Here is a 15,561-nt window from a genome sequence, read left to right on the forward strand (position 1 = left end):
GATGCCGTATCGCGTCACGTTCGTCTGCACGGGAAACATCTGCCGCTCCCCGATGGCCGAATGGGTCCTGCGCCAGCACGTTGAGGACGAGGGCCTCGAAGTGGAGGTGGACAGTTCGGGAACCGGCGGCTGGCATGTCGGTGACGAAGCCGACGAGCGGACGGTCGCGGCGCTGCGGCGGGCGGGCTACCGGTCCGCGCACATCGCCCGGCAGTGGGAACCGTCCTGGTTCGACCGGTACGACCTGATCGTCGCGCTGGACGAGGGGCACCGGCGGGCGCTGCGGTCGATGGCGCCGGACGAGGCGTCCCGCGCCAAGATCCGACTGTTGCGCGAGTTCGACCCGGACGCGGTGCCGCCGGACCTCGATGTCCCCGACCCCTACTACGGGGGAAGCGACGGTTTCGACCTCGTCCTGAAACAGGTGGAGGCGGCCATGCCGGGCCTTCTGGACGAGATCCGCTCGGCGCTCAAGGAGCGCTGAGCGGCCCGTGCGCGGCCGACTCGAACGCCTCCTCGGGACCGGGGTGGACGCCTTGGCCGACCTCGGCTCCAGCCACGCGTGGACGCTGCACCGGGCGTCCCTGGCCGACGGCCGCGAGGTGTTCGTGAAGGCCGCGTCCGACCAGGCGGGCGTGTTCGCGGCGGAGGCGGCCGGGCTGCGCTGGCTGGCCGAGGCGGGCCCCGGGACGCCCGTCCCCGAGGTGATCGCGGCCGACGACCGTCTGCTCGTGCTGCCATGGCTGCGGTCCGCGTCCCCGGCGCCGTCCACGGCTGAACGCCTCGGACGCGAACTGGCCGTGCTGCATACGTCAGCTCGTCCCGCTACGTACGGCGCGCCCTGGGAGGGCTATATAGCCGACCTCCCTTTGGACAACACGTCCGGCGACGATGACTGGCCCCGTTGGTACGCCGAACGGCGCCTCGAACCGTTTCTGCGCCTTGGCGCGCGGCACCTGTCGTCCGCCGACGTCCGGCTGGTCGAGCGCGTGATGGCGGACGTCCAGGCGCTCGCCGGGCCGCCGGAGCCTCCGAGCCGCATCCACGGCGACCTGTGGTCGGGGAACGTCCTGTGGACCGGCGACCGGGCACTGCTGATCGACCCGGCGGCGCACGGCGGCCACCGCGAGACCGACCTGGCGATGCTGGCGCTGTTCGGGACGCCGCACCTTGACCGCGTCCTTGCCGCCTACGACGAGGCCGCGCCGCTCGCCGACGGGTGGCGCGACCGGATCCCGCTGCACCAGCTGCACCCCCTCCTCGTGCACGTCGCACTCTTCGGGGGGTCATATCGTGCGTCCCTGGTGGACGCGGCCCGCTCGACGCTCGGCTCCGGCTGACACGCGCGGCGGGCGACACGCAGGGCGAGCGGACGCGCAGGGCATGCGAGGCGGCGGGCGTGTGACGCGCAGGGCGAGTGACACGCGCGGGTGCGATGGAGTTTCGATGCGGTAACTCCGCGTTGATGGGTTTTTGTCGCGGTGCAGATGAGATAGAAACGACGGGCGACAGGGACGCCGGGCCGCGTCCGGACTGGGGGAGAGCAGCGGAAAGGCAGGTGCGGGGCGACCCGATGGACGGCAGGCGAGAGAACCCACTCTGGAGGGGCCTCATTCCCATCGCCGTCGCCGCGGCGGCGGCGCTGTTCGTCGGCGGCGGCATGGACGCCGTCCACCGCCACCAACGCGGGGAGAAGAAACAGCACGACGCCAAGCCCGCCTCCGAGTCGCGCGAGACGGGGCCGCGGTTCGTCGTCGGCGTCGCCGCGTCCGGTTCCGCGCTCATCGTCCGGGACATCCGCACCGGAAACGACGTCGGCCTACCCGTCGCCGCACCGCAGGGCCACCAGTTCCACCGTGTCGAGGCGTTGAAGGACGGTTCGTACATCGTCGCCGCCTATGCCGCCCACACGGTAACGTTCCAGCGGCTTACGCTCGGCAAGGACGGACGTCCGAAAGACCTCAAGGACGTTCCGAAAGCCACCGTCCCCGGTGTTTCCACCGCCTGGTCGGACTTGGCGGTCAGTTCCGATGGTGCGCGTATCGCCTACGTCACGTACGAGCATGCGCGTGGCCGCGTGGACGTCGTTTCCACCAGTACCGGCGCCCACAAGGTGTGGACGACGAAGATGGCCGCACGTGTCGGCAGCCTTTCCTGGTCCGGAGGCACGCTCTCGTTCGTGTGGAGCCCTGTTCGTACCACCGGCGGACGGTTCACCGAAGTCAAACACCAACTGCGAACCCTCAACACCGGTGGCGCGGCAGGCGACCTGAAACTGAGCAAGGCCGTCCTGAACCTGCCCGAAGGGTGCACGACCGCGATCCTCACCCGGGACGGGAAAGCCGTCGTCGCGGGGATCGTGAAGAACTCCCAGATGTCCGTGCAGGTGTACACCGTGGCCGGAAAACCCACCACGGTCCTGTGGCGCCAGAAGGTGAAGAACAAACTCACCGCTCTGGACACCGCTCCAGCAGGCAAGGCCGTCCTGGCGAACGCCGGAGACCTGTACCTGAAGGGCGTCCCCGGTGCGCCGGGCATCCGAGCCATTCCCGGTGAGGACCTCGCGGACGCGACCTGGTAACTCGCGGGTCCCGACGCCTACAGTGGACCGCACAGAACCGGGCGAACGGGAGCAAAGCCGTGGGAATGGTGATGGCCGTCAGCTTCACCCGTTACGGCCGCCTCTACTACCTCGATCCCGGCCCGCACAGCCCCCGGGTCGGCGACAGGGTGCTCGTCCCCACCGACTCCGGCCCGGAGGTCGCCGAGTGCGTCTGGGCGCCCCAGTGGGTGTCCGAGGACATCGACGGCCTCCCCGAATGCGCCGGTCCCGCCACCGACGAGCACCTGGCCCGCGACGAGACCAACCGCCGCCGCCGTGCCGAGGGCCGCTCGATCGCCAAACGCCTGATCCGCAAGCACGAGCTCCCCATGAAGGTCATCGGCGTCGACTATCTCGACCACGACAACGTCTTCAAGATCTACTTCACGGCCCCGCACCGCGTCGACTTCCGCGCCCTCGTCCGCGACCTGGCCCGCGGCATCAAGGCCCGCGTCGAACTCCGCCAGGTCGGCCCCCGCGACGAGGCGCGCCTCCAGGGCGGCATCGGCCCCTGCGGTCGCGACCTGTGCTGTGCGACCTTCCTGAAGGACTTCGAACCCGTCTCAGTCCGGATGGCGAAAGAGCAGGATCTCCCCGTCAACCCACTCCGGATAGCCGGTGCTTGTGGGCGCCTTATGTGCTGCCTCAAATACGAGCATCCGCTGTACGTCAAAGCTCACGAACGGATGCCCGCACTGGGTTCGCGCGTCGATACCCCTAGTGGGCCGGGCCAGGTGGTGGGACGGAACGTCCCGTCCGACAAGGTCACCGTCCGTCTCGCTGGAGGCGGGCGCTGTTCCTGCCCCTCCGCCTCGGTCTGCTCCCCGCGGAAGCAACACGAAGCCATGTACAGCGACCCCGCCCCAGACGACGAGACCTAAGCGGCGTTCGACGAAGAGTCACCAGCTCAGCCGTCACCCGTAACGACGCAGGCCGCAGGCCCGGACGGAACTCGGACCGGTCACCCGCTCGGCCGCCCCGATCTCGCTGGCCTTCGGCTGGCACTTGACAGAGGGTGACCGCCAACCTTGGCAGTTTCACCACTTGTGGTGGTTGTCGTCCGTTCTTCACTATTCCGGGGAGTCGTCTCCCTGGGAAACCCCCTCACCCGCCTACCCCCAGGAGGCTCCGTGAGACCCCTCCCGCTGATCATGATCACATGTGGTACGGCGATCATCGTCGCCGTCGCTCCCCGCATGGCCGCTCCCAACCCCGAGATCCTGGCCGGTCCCAACCCGGCCCCCGCTCCCGACATCGCGCCTCCCGACCCGGTGGCCGCCCCCGAGCCCGACGTGCCGTCCGACCCCGAATCGGCCCGGGCCCATGCCCGCGCGCCGAAACACGACTCCGCAACACCCCGGGGATCGGCCCAGGCCCGCGGCTCAGGCCACGCACCCGCTCCAGCACGCGCTGGCGCCCCCGCCGCTCCCGGTGCCGCCGCGCCGTCCGCTCCCTCCTCGGCGTCGGCTCCCTCGGCCCCGGCGGTGGCACCCACGCCCGACCCGGTCTCCGAGCCCGCACCCGGTGCGAACCCGGAACCCCCGTCCAACCCGGACCCCGAGCCCGGTTCCGGATCCGACCCCGTCGGCCCCGGGATCATCCCCGACCCGGTGGACAACGGACGCTCCCGCTCCATCCCCGCACCGATGGCCGAGGGCGGCCAGCCGATCTTCGCGCCCGGTGGCATCCGCTGCACCCTGGGCTTCAATGTGCGCAAGTCGGACACCTACTACTTCCTCACCGCGGGTGCCTGCGCCGACAAACAGGGCCTGAAGATCTACGCCGACCCCATGCTCACCCTCCAACTCGGGACCGTCGTCTCCGTCGCCGACACCGTCGCGCTCGTCCGCTATGTCGACCCGCACACGGAGCGCCCCGGCAGCATCCGCGTTGCGAACGAGTCGCACGACATCACCGGCATTCGCAACCCGGTCGTCGGCCAAGAAATATGCGGCGCGGGCCCCGTCAAGGGGTTGCGGTGCGGCACCGTCAAACGGCTCGACGCGACCATCAATTTCCCGCAGGGATCCGTGACCAACGTGGGAGAGGCGTCCATGTGCGGAGAGCCCGAGAACTGGGGCGTGCCGTACTTCGCCGGGACGACCGCCATCGGCATGGGCGTCGGTACTCCCGACGGCTGTGGCGGCGCCGGATCGTCCTACTTCACCCTGATCGACGATTCACTCGACGCCTTCGGAGTCGAGGTGTACTGACCACCGCGTTTATTCGGTTGTGCGGCGGAAGGGAGCGGTCCTAGCGTCCGACCATGAACTCACCGGTGCCGGACGGACCTGTACGGCTGCTCGGAATCGACGACCTCCCCGCCTGCCAGCGCCTCGCCGAAGACCGGGACTGGGGCCGCGAAGACCACAAATGGCGGTTCCTGTTCTCGGTCGGCGACGTGTACGGCATCGACGGGCCGGACGGCGAACTGGCCGGGACGGTGATTTCGACGCCCTACGGTAAGGACGTCGCCGCCATCAGCATGGTGCTCGTAGCCCGTCGCTACGAGCGCCGCGGCCTGGGCGCCCGCTTGATGCGCCACGCGATGGACAACACGAGAACGGCGAGCCTCTGCCTGACCGCCACCGAATATGGACGCCCCCTCTACGAGCGCCTGGGATTCCGACCCGTGGGCCTCTGCACCGCATACGCAGGTGTGGCCACAGGGCCACGCAGACGAGGAGCCTCCGTCCCGGCACGGGCGAACGACATGCCCGCCATCCAAAAACTCGACACCGAGGTCTTCGGTGCCGACCGCGCGCAGGTGATCAGGGGCCTGCCCTCCTTCTGCGAATCACTACATGTAGTCAGAGACGGCCCCGACATCACGGGCTTCGGAGGCACATGGCAAAACGAAGACTGGACCATGGTCGGCCCAGTCATCTCCCAGAACACCGAAACCGCACTAACCCTCATAACTGACCTTCTCCCACCAAACAACCAAACACGCCTGGACATCGACAACCGCCACCCAGAACTAATCGCCTTGGCGGAAAAGCGCGGCCTACGCCCAGCGTTCACAACCACGGTCATGGAGTACGGCGCGCCCATAAACGGCGACCCCACTCGCCTCTACACCCCCATAGCCCAAGCCCTGGGCTGACCCAACTCCCCGAAACCCAACAACCAGAACCCCACCGCGCCCCTCACGCCCGAGACTCACCGGCACACCCCAAAAACGCGACCGGCATCACATCCCACCAACCGACACTCGCCCCCCAACCTCACCACTAACCTCTCGCGCCCCAGCAACCACCCGACCCCACCCCGAGTCCCCACCGAAGGCACTTCGCGCCCGGCGTTTGCCTCCCATCCCACCGCCCCACCCGCCGCCAAGTCGCCCCCGAGGGCGCCTCGCAACCCGACCGTGCCCCGAGCCCGACGTCGAGTCGGTCCGGAGGAGCTTCGTGACTCGGCGGTCGCCGCCGAGCTCGCCGTCAAGTCGGCCCGGAGGTGGTTCGTGACTAGGCGGTCGCCCCCGATTCCGCCGCGCCGCCCGGCGCCGAGTCGGCCCCCGGGGGCGCCTCGCGATCCGGTGGTTTGCTCCGAGCCCGCCACGCTGTCCGGCGTCGAGTTGACCGACTCCATGCCGGCGTCCAAACACGACCCGTCCCGCCCAGAGGCTCAGCCCTGTGGCTCAGCCCTGCGGCCGGCCGCGCCCAGCGCGCGCTGGGGCCCCGCCACCCCCCGGCTCGGCGCCCGCCTCGCCGCAGAAGGCCTGGGCAGTCGCGTACCGGGTGGTCGGGGTCAGTTATGAGTGAGGGCGTCGCGGGCGGACGCGGGTTGTGGCCGCATAGCCCATGTCCGTCCACCGTCCGCCACTACGCGCCGTCCGCGATTACGCACGACCGAGCCAATACACGACTGGCTTTCGCTCGCCGTCGGTCACCTCACGGCCTGGGCCCTGGAGCGGATCATGGTTGGAGACTGGTCATGGTCTGGGTTTCGCCATTGTTCATGGGTGGTCGTTGTGGGGGGTGTCGTTTGTGGTGACCATGGGGCGTACGGGCACCGGAGCTCTAGGCTTGGCGTATGGCTTGGCACCTTCGGGCTTGTGGGTGTGGTGTGTGTGGACGCTGACCCGTGGGCCGCTCTGGCGGAGCAATTTGTTGACGGGGCTTACGCGACGGTGAAGGGTCGGGTCCGGACGTTCGTCCTGCACAGTCACCTTCTGGATCATCTTCCGGAGGCGCCCGCACGGGTTCTCGACGTAGGCGGTGGAGCCGGTCACCAGTCGTTTCCGCTCGCGCGTTCCGGCTATGACATCACCCTCCTGGACTCGTCGGCCGCGATGCTTGCCAAGGCCGAGCAGCGGCGCGCGGCTGAGCCTCCCGATGTTCGTGACCGCATAAGGCTCGTCCACGGACGAGGAGAGGACGCTCCCGCGGTCCTGGACGGGCAGCGGTTCGATGTGGTTCTGTGCCACGGCGTCCTGATGTACCTCACCGATCCGGCCGCGCTCATCGCCTCCCTTTGCGCGTGCACCGGCGATGGCGGGATCTTGTCGATCATGGCGCTCAATGCCGACACTCTGGCGGTGCGGCCCGCGCTCGAACGACGTTGGGGCGACGCGCTGGCGGCATTCGACTCCTGTGAGGAGCGTGGAGTCCTCGGCGTCGAGACCCGCGCCGACACGGTTGCCGAATTGGCCGAGCGGATTCAGTCCCACGATGTCGCGGTGATCGCCTGGTACGGGGTGTGGTTGTTTTCCGACTGGATGAGCTTGGACGCGACCGCCGATGAAGACATCGCCGCGATCGCCGAGGTTGAACTTGAGGCCAGCAAACGGGACCCCTATCGCAGTCTCAGTCGGGTCTTTCACCTTCTTGGCCGCAAGTCTGTCGGTGGTGACATCTCGCATTGACCTTTGCGCAGCGAGCGGTCCCCGGACGACGCGGTTCACTGCGCTTCACTGGCAGCTGAACGTACCTGCCGGACGGGCTATCCCAAGAAGCTGTCGCTCAGGGACGGGTGTCAGAGCCCATAAGTGCTCGTGGCGGTCGTGGGCCTTCTTGATGTTTCGGGTCGGTTAGGCGGTGGGCGGGTGTGAGGCTCCAGTGATGCATGGGTGACGCTCGTCTCTCTCCCTGACCTGCTGGACGGTGGCCCGCGCAGCGCCGACGAGATGGCGGCCGGGTGGGGCGCCCACCCCGAGAGCTGCACCGCATGCTGCCCTCCCTGGCTGGGCGGTTCAATTGGTCCGTAGGGACGTGGCCTCCTCCTGCTTGCGAGGGATCGCGAGGATCGGGAGTAGGGCGAGGAGCAGGATCGCCGCCGTCCACCAGAGGGTTTCGGTGAAGGCGTTCGTCAGGAGGGCGGGCGTGTCGGGCGTGCGCCGTGCGGCGGCCTCTGCGAGGTTGCCGGACGCGCCGGGGATCTCGCCGCGAATGGCGATCTGCAGGATGACCGCGACCGCCGCGGTGCCGAACGAGCCGCCCACGCGGACCAGGATGTGCGCGCCGGTGGTCGCCGTCGGCACGGCCTCGCGTGGCAGGCCCTGGTAGGCCATCGACAGTAGACAGGGTGCGATCATGCCGTGGCCGAGCCCCACAACGAACATCGTGCCCGCGATCATGGCGCGTCCAGTGTCGGGGGTCAGGGTGGTGAGCACCAGGGTGCCCGCGAGGACGCAGAGGACGCCGCCGACGGCGAACCAGCGTCCGCCGAACCTGTCGGCCAGTCGTCCCGACACCGACATGGTGATCATCGCGCCCACGCCCATCGGCGCCAGCAACCAGCCCGCGTCCAGGGCGGAGTCTCCACGAACCAATCCGGCGAACAGCGGAATCAGGATCATCACGCCGAACATCGCGCCGCTGTAGAAGAAGAGTCCGCCGGTGGCGGTTGTGAACGCGCGGGTACGCAGTCGACGCAGATCGATGAGTGCGCCGTCCCCCTTACGTATCGCGTGTACGACGAACGCGGCCACAAGGATGCCCCCGCCGATGACGCTGGCCAGGAAGCGCACGCCGGTGAGACTCGTTCCGTTACCGGCTTCCGACAACCCGTACACCAGGCCCGCCAGCCCTGGGGACAGCAGCAGCATGCCACGGACGTCCAGGCGCGCGTCCGTGCTGCGTTCGGTGTCGTGCGGCAGCATCCGCAGGGCGGCGAGCAGCGCGACCGCGCAGAACGGGACGTTGACGAAGAACATCCAGCGCCAGTTCATGTTGTCGACGATGACGCCGCCGAGAATCGGGCCGAGCACCGGTGCCAGCATCGTCGGAACCGAAACGATGCTCATCACGCGGCCCATACGCCCTGGACCCGCCTCCCGGGCGAGCATCATCTGCCCGACCGGCATCAGCATCCCACCGCCGGCGCCCTGCAGGACGCGGAACGCGATCAGGGAGGGGACGGACCAGGCGAGCCCGCACAGCAACGATCCGCTGATGAACAGCCCGAGCGAGGTGAGCCACATCGTCCGCGCGCCGAACCGCTGCACCGACCATCCGGTCAGCGGGATCGCCATGGACAGGGCGAGGGTGTAGCCGGTCACCACCCACTGAATGGTCGACAGGGAGGTGTCGAAGTCCCTGCCCAGGGCCGTGATCGCGACGTTGACGATCGTGGTGTCAAGGACCGTCATTATGGCGCCGAGCACCACGACGATCGCGAGGTTGCGCAGGTGCGGGTCGATCCCCCTGTCGCCGGCGGGGGGCGCGGTTCGAGTGGTCGTCATCCGGCCGCCTTCCGTTTCCGTACGCCGTATCGCCAACACCGTACATCGTATCCAGCGATCCGTACACCGTATCGATACGGCGTATCGCGTTAGGATCGGTGTCGTGGCAGGTTCGGCGAGGTCAGGCGACGTGTGGACCCGTTCTCAAGGCGGGCGCCGTCCGAAGTTGACGCGCGAGGCGATCGTCAAGGCGGCGATCAAGGTCGCGGACGCCGAGGGCCTGGACGCGGTGTCGATCCGCCGTATCGCGAGCGAGCTGGGCGTGCGCGCGATGAGCCTCTACACCCATATCGACGCGAAAGAGGACCTCCTCGACCTCATGTACGACGAGATCGCCGAGGAGGTCCTGATCAAGGGTGAGCTGCCGGACGACTGGCGTGAGGCCATCTTCCAGATCGCCCACAAAGAACGCGAGGCCGGCCTCAGACATCCCTGGACGTTCGAACTGGCCCACCGGTCACCTCGCGTAGGGCCGAACGGCCTGCGCCATGCCGAGCAGTCTCTGGCCGCGGCCGCACTGCTCACGGACGACCCGGAGAGCATGCTGGCCATCGTCACGACCGTCGACCACTACATGCTGGGTTACACGGTGCGGGAGCAGCACATCAGCGAAATCGGTGAGAACGGCTTGGAGCGCGCCCACACCAGCCTTCTGGAGCGGCAGTACGTCCGCTCACTTCTGGACAGTGGTGAGTTCCCGCACCTCAAACCCGTCTTCGAGAGCGGGCTCTACGGGCGCGCCCACTTCGAGCAGGGGCTCAAGTGGCTCCTCGACGGCATCGAACGCGATCACGCAGAGAAGTAGCACTTGGCCGTCTTGTCGACGTAGCGTAGGCGATGGCATGCGTACCGTAACGAGGAGACGGGGTCCAGGTGCGGGGAGCGAAGTTCATCGGTGTCGCCGTGGTGCTGGTGTTGGCGGCGGCTACCGGATGCAACGACAACGACAGTGGCGGCGCGGAGGCGGCGTCGTCCGCGCGTGTCCCGGCCGGTCTCGAATCGTTCTACAACCAGAAACCGTCTTGGAAAAACTGCGGGGACGGGTTCAAATGCGCGACCGTCCAGGTACCGCTCGACTACGCGGAACCCAACGGCGCGAAGGTCGGCATTTCTGCCATCAAGCTCCCCGCCCAGGACAAGTCCGACCGGATCGGCTCGCTGCTCACCAACCCTGGCGGCCCCGGCGGTTCTGGGGTTGAGTTCGTCCGCCAGGCGGGCCGTGCGTTCGGGAACGACCTGCGGCGCCGCTTCGACATCGTCGGCTTCGACCCCCGTGGTGTCGCCAGCAGTGCTCCCGTCCGGTGCAACACCGGCCCCCAGCTCGACCGGTTCTTCGCCACTGACACATCCCCCGACGACCAGCGGGAGACGAACGCGCTCGCTGCTGAGAGCAAACAGTTCGCCCAGAACTGCAAGACCAAGATGTCCGCTGAACTTCCGCACGTGAGCACGGTCGACGCCGCCCGGGACATGGATGTTCTACGCGCTGCCTTGGGCGACCGGAAGCTCACCTACTACGGCGCGTCCTACGGCACCTACCTCGGAGCCTTCTACGCGGAGGAGTTCCCCGAGAACGTACGTGCCCTGGTCCTGGACGGTGCCGTCGACCCCACGATGTCCTCGACCGACTTGCTGATCGAGCAGGCCAAGGGCTTCGAGACCGGACTCCGTGCCTTCGCCGAGGACTGTGTCAAAACAGGCTCCTGCCGCTTCGGCGACACCGCTGACGCCGTACTGGTCAACATCTCGTCCCTCCTTGCCAAGACGGACAAGACACCGCTCAAGAGCAGCAAAGACTCCCGGAAGGTCACCGAATCCCTCGTCGTCATGGGCATCGCCAGGGCGCTCTACGTCAAGGAGTACTGGCCCGTCCTGCGCCAAGCCCTCACCCAGGCCTCCCAGAACTCCGACGGCACGATGCTGCTGAACCTCGCGGACGAGATGGTCGAACGCAAGCACGACGGCACCTACAGCAGCCAGACCGACGCGAACATGGCCATCAACTGCGTCGACAAGCCCAGCCCCACAAACCTCGCCACCTACGGCAAGGCCGCCATCAAAGCCCAGAAGGCCGCCCCCCGCTTCGGCCCCTTCGTCGTCTGGGGCGGCCTCCCGTGCGTCTACTGGCCCGTCCAGACGAAACAGCAGCCGAAACCCATCACCGCCAAGGGCGCCGCCCCGATCGTCGTCATCGGAACCATCCGCGACCCCGCCACACCGTACAAGTGGGCCCAGGGCCTCGCGGACCAGCTCTCCAGCGGCGTCCTCCTCACCTTCGACGGCGACGGCCACACCGCCTACCTCCAGGGCAACCACTGCATCACCGAGGCCACCAACGACTACCTGATCACCACCGACCCGCCCAAGGACGGCACCACGTGCCGCTGAATATCCAGTGCGCACCCACCCCCGCGGACCCGGTAGACTGCAACCCGCCGTGCCCGCACGGCGCGCCGCCTTAGCTCAGTCGGCAGAGCGATTCACTCGTAATGAATAGGTCATCGGTTCGATTCCGATAGGCGGCTCCCAGTGTGACCAGGGCATTCACCCGAATCGGGTGGGTGCCCTTAGTCGTCCCGGTTGCAATTCGTGTTGCAGTTCCCATGATCACGGCGACCCCCACAGGGCCCGCCCCATGCGCTCCATGCTCTCCTGAGCCATCGGCGACGCGACGTGGGTGTACCGCTGCGTCAGCCGGATGTCGGAGTGCCCCAGGATCTCCTGGCGTCCCACAGCATGATCGACCTGACGGATGAGGTGGTGGCGATGCACCGCCTTACGCGAGCCGCTGTCCTGTCCCAAGCCCAGGACACCATCGAAGGTCACGCACACAGTGCGGCCCGCGACCTCGCCCTCGACTGGCTCCAGGCGAGCATGCCCGACGCGCCCGACTCCGATGTGACCGGTTGGCCTGTCTGGCGATCTCTGGTCGTCCATGTGGAAGCGATTACGGCTACTGCATCGTCCCGTCCATCAGAGCAGCTCAGCAAGGTGCTCAACGAGACGGGGCTGTTCCTGATCGCGCAGGGTGAATATCAACGCGCCAACGCGCTGCTCACCGCCGCAGCCAGCATCGCCGAGGCCGCGCTGGGACCTGATCACCTCGACGTCGCCATCCGGCTGAGGTACCTGGGCGGGACGCACCGCACACTCGGGCGGCCCGCCCAAGCCCTGCCGTTGGAGCGGCGGGCGTTGGCCATCACCGAGGCCGCCCTGGGTCCTGACCACCACGAGGTCGCCATCGGGCTGGCGCATGTGGCCGCCACCTATCGTGCACTGGGGCGGCCAGCCGAGGCCCTCCCCTTCGAGCAACGGGCGGTCGCTATCGCCGAGGCCGCGCTGGGGCCTGACCATCCCAGCGTTGCCCTCGGGCTGGGGAACCTTGCTGTGACGCTCCGCGCTTTGGGACGGTGGACTGAGACTCTGCCGTTGGAACGACGAGCGTTGGTCATCGCCGAGGCCGCGCTGGGTCCCGATCACCCTGACGTCGCCACCGGGCTGGGCAACCTGGCCGTCACGCATCGCGGACTGGGGCGGCCAGTCAGAGCGCTGCCGTTGGAGCAACGGGCGCTGGCCATCGCCGAGGCCGCGCTGGGCCCGAATCACCCTGACGTCGCCACCCGATTGGGCAATCTCGCCGCTACGCACCGCGCACGGACGGGTGGCTGAGGCGCTGCCGTTGTGCGAGCGGGCGTTGAGCATCACAGTGAAGGCCCTGGGTCCTGATCACCCGGATGTCGCCATCCGGCTGGGCAATCTGGCCGCCATACACCGTGCGCAGGGACGGGCCGCCGAAGCGTTGCCTTTGGAGCAGCGGGCGCTGGCCATTACCGAGGCCGCGTTGGGTCCTGATCACCCCGACGTCGCCAACGGACTGGGCAACCTGGCCGCAACGTATCGCGATCTGGGGCGGGCCGCCGAAGCGCTCGCAGCGATCACCCGTGCAGAACAGTGCGCGTTGGCCGCGCTTGGGAAACAGCACCCCACAACACGGTCAATACAGCGGTCCGCCGACAGCTGAAGAGACCTGTTCGGTGTCCCGGACTGAACCAGGGGCGTACGGCGCTTGCGTGTTCATCTATCAGCCCACGTCACGGTCTGGGAGAAGTGCCAAGGATCCGCGATCGCCCGATCGCGGGCGAGCACGTCTGACGAGGTTGTCTGAGTCCATCGAATCGTGTGCGCGTGCGCCCGGAAGTTTAGTGCCCTGCCTTCGAGTGCTGGCTTCGGTGAGCGCGTGATTTTGGCGGTAGCTGTCGGACGAGTTGGGGTAAGACCGTCAGGCGTTGGGACTGCGTAGACCTACGGCATCGTGTTGCCAGAAGGTGTCCGGGTAGACGAGCGTTCCAGTCATCCACGGTTCGTAGGCTGGCAGTGTTATCGCTTGGAAGGCTGCGTCCGGGATTCGCAGCGAGGGTTTGCGGAACCCGAGAGCAGTTCCGGGAGAGAAGCCCAAACGCGGGTAGTAGCCGGGGTCTCCCTCCAGGAACACCATGGGCACCGATCTGGTCGTCATGATTTCCAGGCCGTGCCGTACGAGAGCGGTTCCGACTCCGCGATGTTGACGATCTGGCACGACGCCGAGTGGGCTCAGTACCTGGACGGATACGAGTCGACGAGGCGCGTCCAACCATGCGGCCGAGAACAGCACGTGTCCGACGATGCGGCCCTCCTCCGCCGCGACCAGGGATACGCCTTCCTGCGGGATGAACCGCTCTCGCAGTGCCTCCAGTAGCGCCACCACATGGTCGCCCTGTTCGCCGAAGGCCTGTAGATGGACGTCTTGCACAGCTGTGAGATCACCGGGTTGTTCTTCGCGAAGGTCCACCGTGGCACCGTAATCGGAACGGCAGTAGGAACTCATCACCTTTTTGACGTGCGTGGTGTGTGGAGGGTTTGGGTGACCTGGGGGTGCTGTTGCTAGGGCTGGGACGCCCAGACGTGTCCGGAAGTGCGGTGGCCTTCATTTTCGAGGGGAGATTATTCTAGCTTTTCCCAGCGGTCCACTTGCATGCACTTGTGTAGGCCGAGACGCTGAGCGAGCGGCTTTGTCTCCTCGGCTGCTGTTTTGACGAGGCCCGTGGACATTGCCAAGACGAGGTCGAGGTTCATATATGATCGTGCGGCCGAGAAGTAGCGCCACATTTCCTGCGTCGAGTTGGCGTAGGCTCCGAGTTTGGCCAGCCAGCCGTCAAGGTCACGTCGGTTCACTTCGGGAGGCGGGTCTTTGTGCGCGTGCTTTTGTAGGTCCTTGATCTGCTTTATTCGTTTCTTCATCCTGTCCAGGTCGTCCTTGCCGATGCTGTCGCCCCAGGCCAGGTCATCGGTGAAGCGCTTGGTGAGGGATTTGCACTTCTCGTTGGTGCTTGAAACCCATTTTTCTTTCGCCGATTGCGATGAACAGCCCGCGAGAACTGCTACGGCAATCACGGTGGCGAGCGCCACCGGTTTGTTCTGGATACCGCGCATGTTCTCATCGTGGCTTGCGGGGGTCGGGATCGGTCCCGTCCACGCCGCCGCTCGACGAGCGTTGGACTTCGGGGAGACGGCGAGTTGGTTCCGCAGGTCGATTGGCTGCTGGTGGCCGTCCGACTGCGGCGGGTGCGCCTGCTGAGTTGATGCTGCTGGTTACGCCATGCGGTTGGTGATGCTCATGGCATTAGGTGGGCCTCGCATGGGGGAAGTGCCCCGGTCATTCCTGCGGTTATCGCCCAGCGCTCGTGGTCGCGCCAGAGTCCGCCGATGTTGATGAATCCGGGAGAGAGCCCCTCCAGCCGGAAGTCGAGTCGCTGGACCAGACGGCGGGACGGTTCGTTGTCCGGTTGGACATCCGCCTCGACCCGGTGCAGACCCAGCGGACCGAGCGCGTACCGGACGGTCAGCCCGATTCCTTCCGTCATGAAGCCCTGCCCCCTGCTTGGGGTGAAGGCCGCAAATCCTAGAACGGCTCGATCGTACGGGCCCCGGACGATCCCGGTGAGGGTGGCGTGACCTGCGATGCCGCCCGTGTCGGCGCGCCTGATCAATAGTGCTTCGCCAATCGCGGGATCGGCGAAACCGGCCAGATATTCGCGGAAGGCCTCCGGGTCGGCCGGTGTCCTGACCCAGTCCGCGTGCAGTCGCATGCTCTGTTCGGCCAACCGGACGAACTCGTCCTCGTCCGCCGCGCGCAACCGGCGCAGCATCACCCGATATCCCATCCCGCCTCCGCCGTGGTCACGGATGCTCCTGGGCGGCGGGCGAACGACCTGCCGCCTATGGGACAGGTCGCATC

16 protein-coding genes and 1 tRNA gene are annotated in these 15,561 nt (G+C 67.3%); 12 read left to right on the forward strand and 5 right to left on the reverse strand.

Going from position 1 to position 15,561, the window contains the following annotated elements; genetic code table 11:
- The first annotated feature begins 1 nt into the window (after nt 1).
- From ABD808_RS00065 to ABD808_RS00095, 7 genes are all read left to right on the forward strand, one after another.
- Complete coding sequence (locus tag ABD808_RS00065; protein ID WP_344887489.1) at nt 2-484, forward strand: low molecular weight protein-tyrosine-phosphatase; 483 nt, start codon at nt 2-4, stop codon at nt 482-484.
- 7 nt (nt 485-491) lie between these two features.
- Nucleotides 492-1,340 (forward strand): fructosamine kinase family protein, encoded by an 849-nt coding sequence (locus tag ABD808_RS00070; RefSeq protein WP_344887492.1) that lies wholly within the window; start codon nt 492-494, stop codon nt 1,338-1,340.
- Nucleotides 1,341-1,558: 218 nt separating this feature from the next.
- Complete coding sequence (locus ABD808_RS00075; RefSeq protein ID WP_344887495.1) at nt 1,559-2,581, forward strand: hypothetical protein; 1,023 nt, start codon at nt 1,559-1,561, stop codon at nt 2,579-2,581.
- Nucleotides 2,582-2,646: 65 nt separating this feature from the next.
- The gene (locus tag ABD808_RS00080) at nt 2,647-3,483 is read left to right on the forward strand and encodes a PSP1 domain-containing protein (protein WP_344888300.1); all 837 of its coding nucleotides are present in this window, start codon (nt 2,647-2,649) and stop codon (nt 3,481-3,483) included.
- Nucleotides 3,484-3,732: 249 nt separating this feature from the next.
- Nucleotides 3,733-4,815 (forward strand): S1 family peptidase, encoded by a 1,083-nt coding sequence (locus ABD808_RS00085; RefSeq protein ID WP_344887498.1) that lies wholly within the window; start codon nt 3,733-3,735, stop codon nt 4,813-4,815.
- 53 nt (nt 4,816-4,868) lie between these two features.
- Nucleotides 4,869-5,708: a GNAT family N-acetyltransferase gene (locus ABD808_RS00090; RefSeq protein ID WP_344887501.1), complete on the forward strand. Its 840-nt coding sequence runs from the start codon at nt 4,869-4,871 to the stop codon at nt 5,706-5,708.
- A gap of 966 nt (nt 5,709-6,674) precedes the next feature.
- Nucleotides 6,675-7,469, forward strand: a complete 795-nt coding sequence (locus ABD808_RS00095) for a methyltransferase (RefSeq protein ID WP_344887504.1) — start codon at nt 6,675-6,677, stop codon at nt 7,467-7,469.
- A gap of 327 nt (nt 7,470-7,796) precedes the next feature.
- Here ABD808_RS00095 and ABD808_RS00100 read toward each other — a convergent pair whose 3' ends face one another.
- Nucleotides 7,797-9,287 carry a DHA2 family efflux MFS transporter permease subunit gene (locus tag ABD808_RS00100; RefSeq protein ID WP_344887507.1) on the reverse strand — a complete coding sequence of 497 codons (1,491 nt, stop codon included), beginning with the start codon at nt 9,285-9,287 and terminating at the stop codon, nt 7,797-7,799.
- Between the two features lie 103 nt (nt 9,288-9,390).
- Between ABD808_RS00100 and ABD808_RS00105 the strand changes: the two genes are divergently transcribed.
- From ABD808_RS00105 to ABD808_RS00115, 3 genes are all read left to right on the forward strand, one after another.
- The gene (locus tag ABD808_RS00105; RefSeq protein WP_344887510.1) at nt 9,391-10,092 is read left to right on the forward strand and encodes a TetR/AcrR family transcriptional regulator; all 702 of its coding nucleotides are present in this window, start codon (nt 9,391-9,393) and stop codon (nt 10,090-10,092) included.
- Between the two features lie 68 nt (nt 10,093-10,160).
- Nucleotides 10,161-11,675, forward strand: coding sequence for an alpha/beta hydrolase (locus ABD808_RS00110; RefSeq protein ID WP_344887513.1), 1,515 nt, complete (start codon nt 10,161-10,163; stop codon nt 11,673-11,675).
- 64 nt (nt 11,676-11,739) lie between these two features.
- Nucleotides 11,740-11,812 (forward strand) — tRNA-Thr (locus tag ABD808_RS00115).
- Between the two features lie 82 nt (nt 11,813-11,894).
- Here the strand turns inward: ABD808_RS00115 and ABD808_RS00120 are convergent.
- A complete protein-coding gene (locus ABD808_RS00120; RefSeq protein ID WP_344887516.1) occupies nt 11,895-12,020 on the reverse strand; it encodes a hypothetical protein in 126 nt (41 codons plus the stop codon).
- Between the two features lie 3 nt (nt 12,021-12,023).
- Here ABD808_RS00120 and ABD808_RS00125 point away from each other — a divergent pair, with 3 nt between their 5' ends.
- Nucleotides 12,024-12,956, forward strand: a complete 933-nt coding sequence (locus ABD808_RS00125) for a tetratricopeptide repeat protein (RefSeq protein ID WP_344887519.1) — start codon at nt 12,024-12,026, stop codon at nt 12,954-12,956.
- Entirely contained in the window at nt 12,949-13,308 is a 360-nt protein-coding gene (locus tag ABD808_RS00130) for a tetratricopeptide repeat protein (RefSeq protein WP_344887521.1), read from the forward strand. The genes ABD808_RS00125 and ABD808_RS00130 overlap by 8 nt, the downstream gene beginning before the upstream one ends.
- Nucleotides 13,309-13,566: 258 nt before the next feature.
- Here the strand turns inward: ABD808_RS00130 and ABD808_RS00135 are convergent, their stop codons facing one another.
- From ABD808_RS00135 to ABD808_RS00145, 3 genes are all read right to left on the reverse strand, one after another.
- Nucleotides 13,567-14,115: a GNAT family N-acetyltransferase gene (locus ABD808_RS00135; protein WP_344887524.1), complete on the reverse strand. Its 549-nt coding sequence runs from the start codon at nt 14,113-14,115 to the stop codon at nt 13,567-13,569.
- Nucleotides 14,116-14,267: 152 nt separating this feature from the next.
- Nucleotides 14,268-14,756: a hypothetical protein gene (locus tag ABD808_RS00140; RefSeq protein WP_344887528.1), complete on the reverse strand. Its 489-nt coding sequence runs from the start codon at nt 14,754-14,756 to the stop codon at nt 14,268-14,270.
- A 182-nt stretch (nt 14,757-14,938) separates the two neighbouring features.
- Nucleotides 14,939-15,487: a GNAT family N-acetyltransferase gene (locus ABD808_RS00145; protein ID WP_344887531.1), complete on the reverse strand. Its 549-nt coding sequence runs from the start codon at nt 15,485-15,487 to the stop codon at nt 14,939-14,941.
- Nucleotides 15,488-15,561 lie beyond the last annotated feature (74 nt).

Origin of the sequence: Actinomadura meridiana (genome assembly GCF_039537545.1) — a bacterium.
Classification (GTDB): Bacteria; Actinomycetota; Actinomycetes; order Streptosporangiales; family Streptosporangiaceae; genus Spirillospora; species Spirillospora meridiana.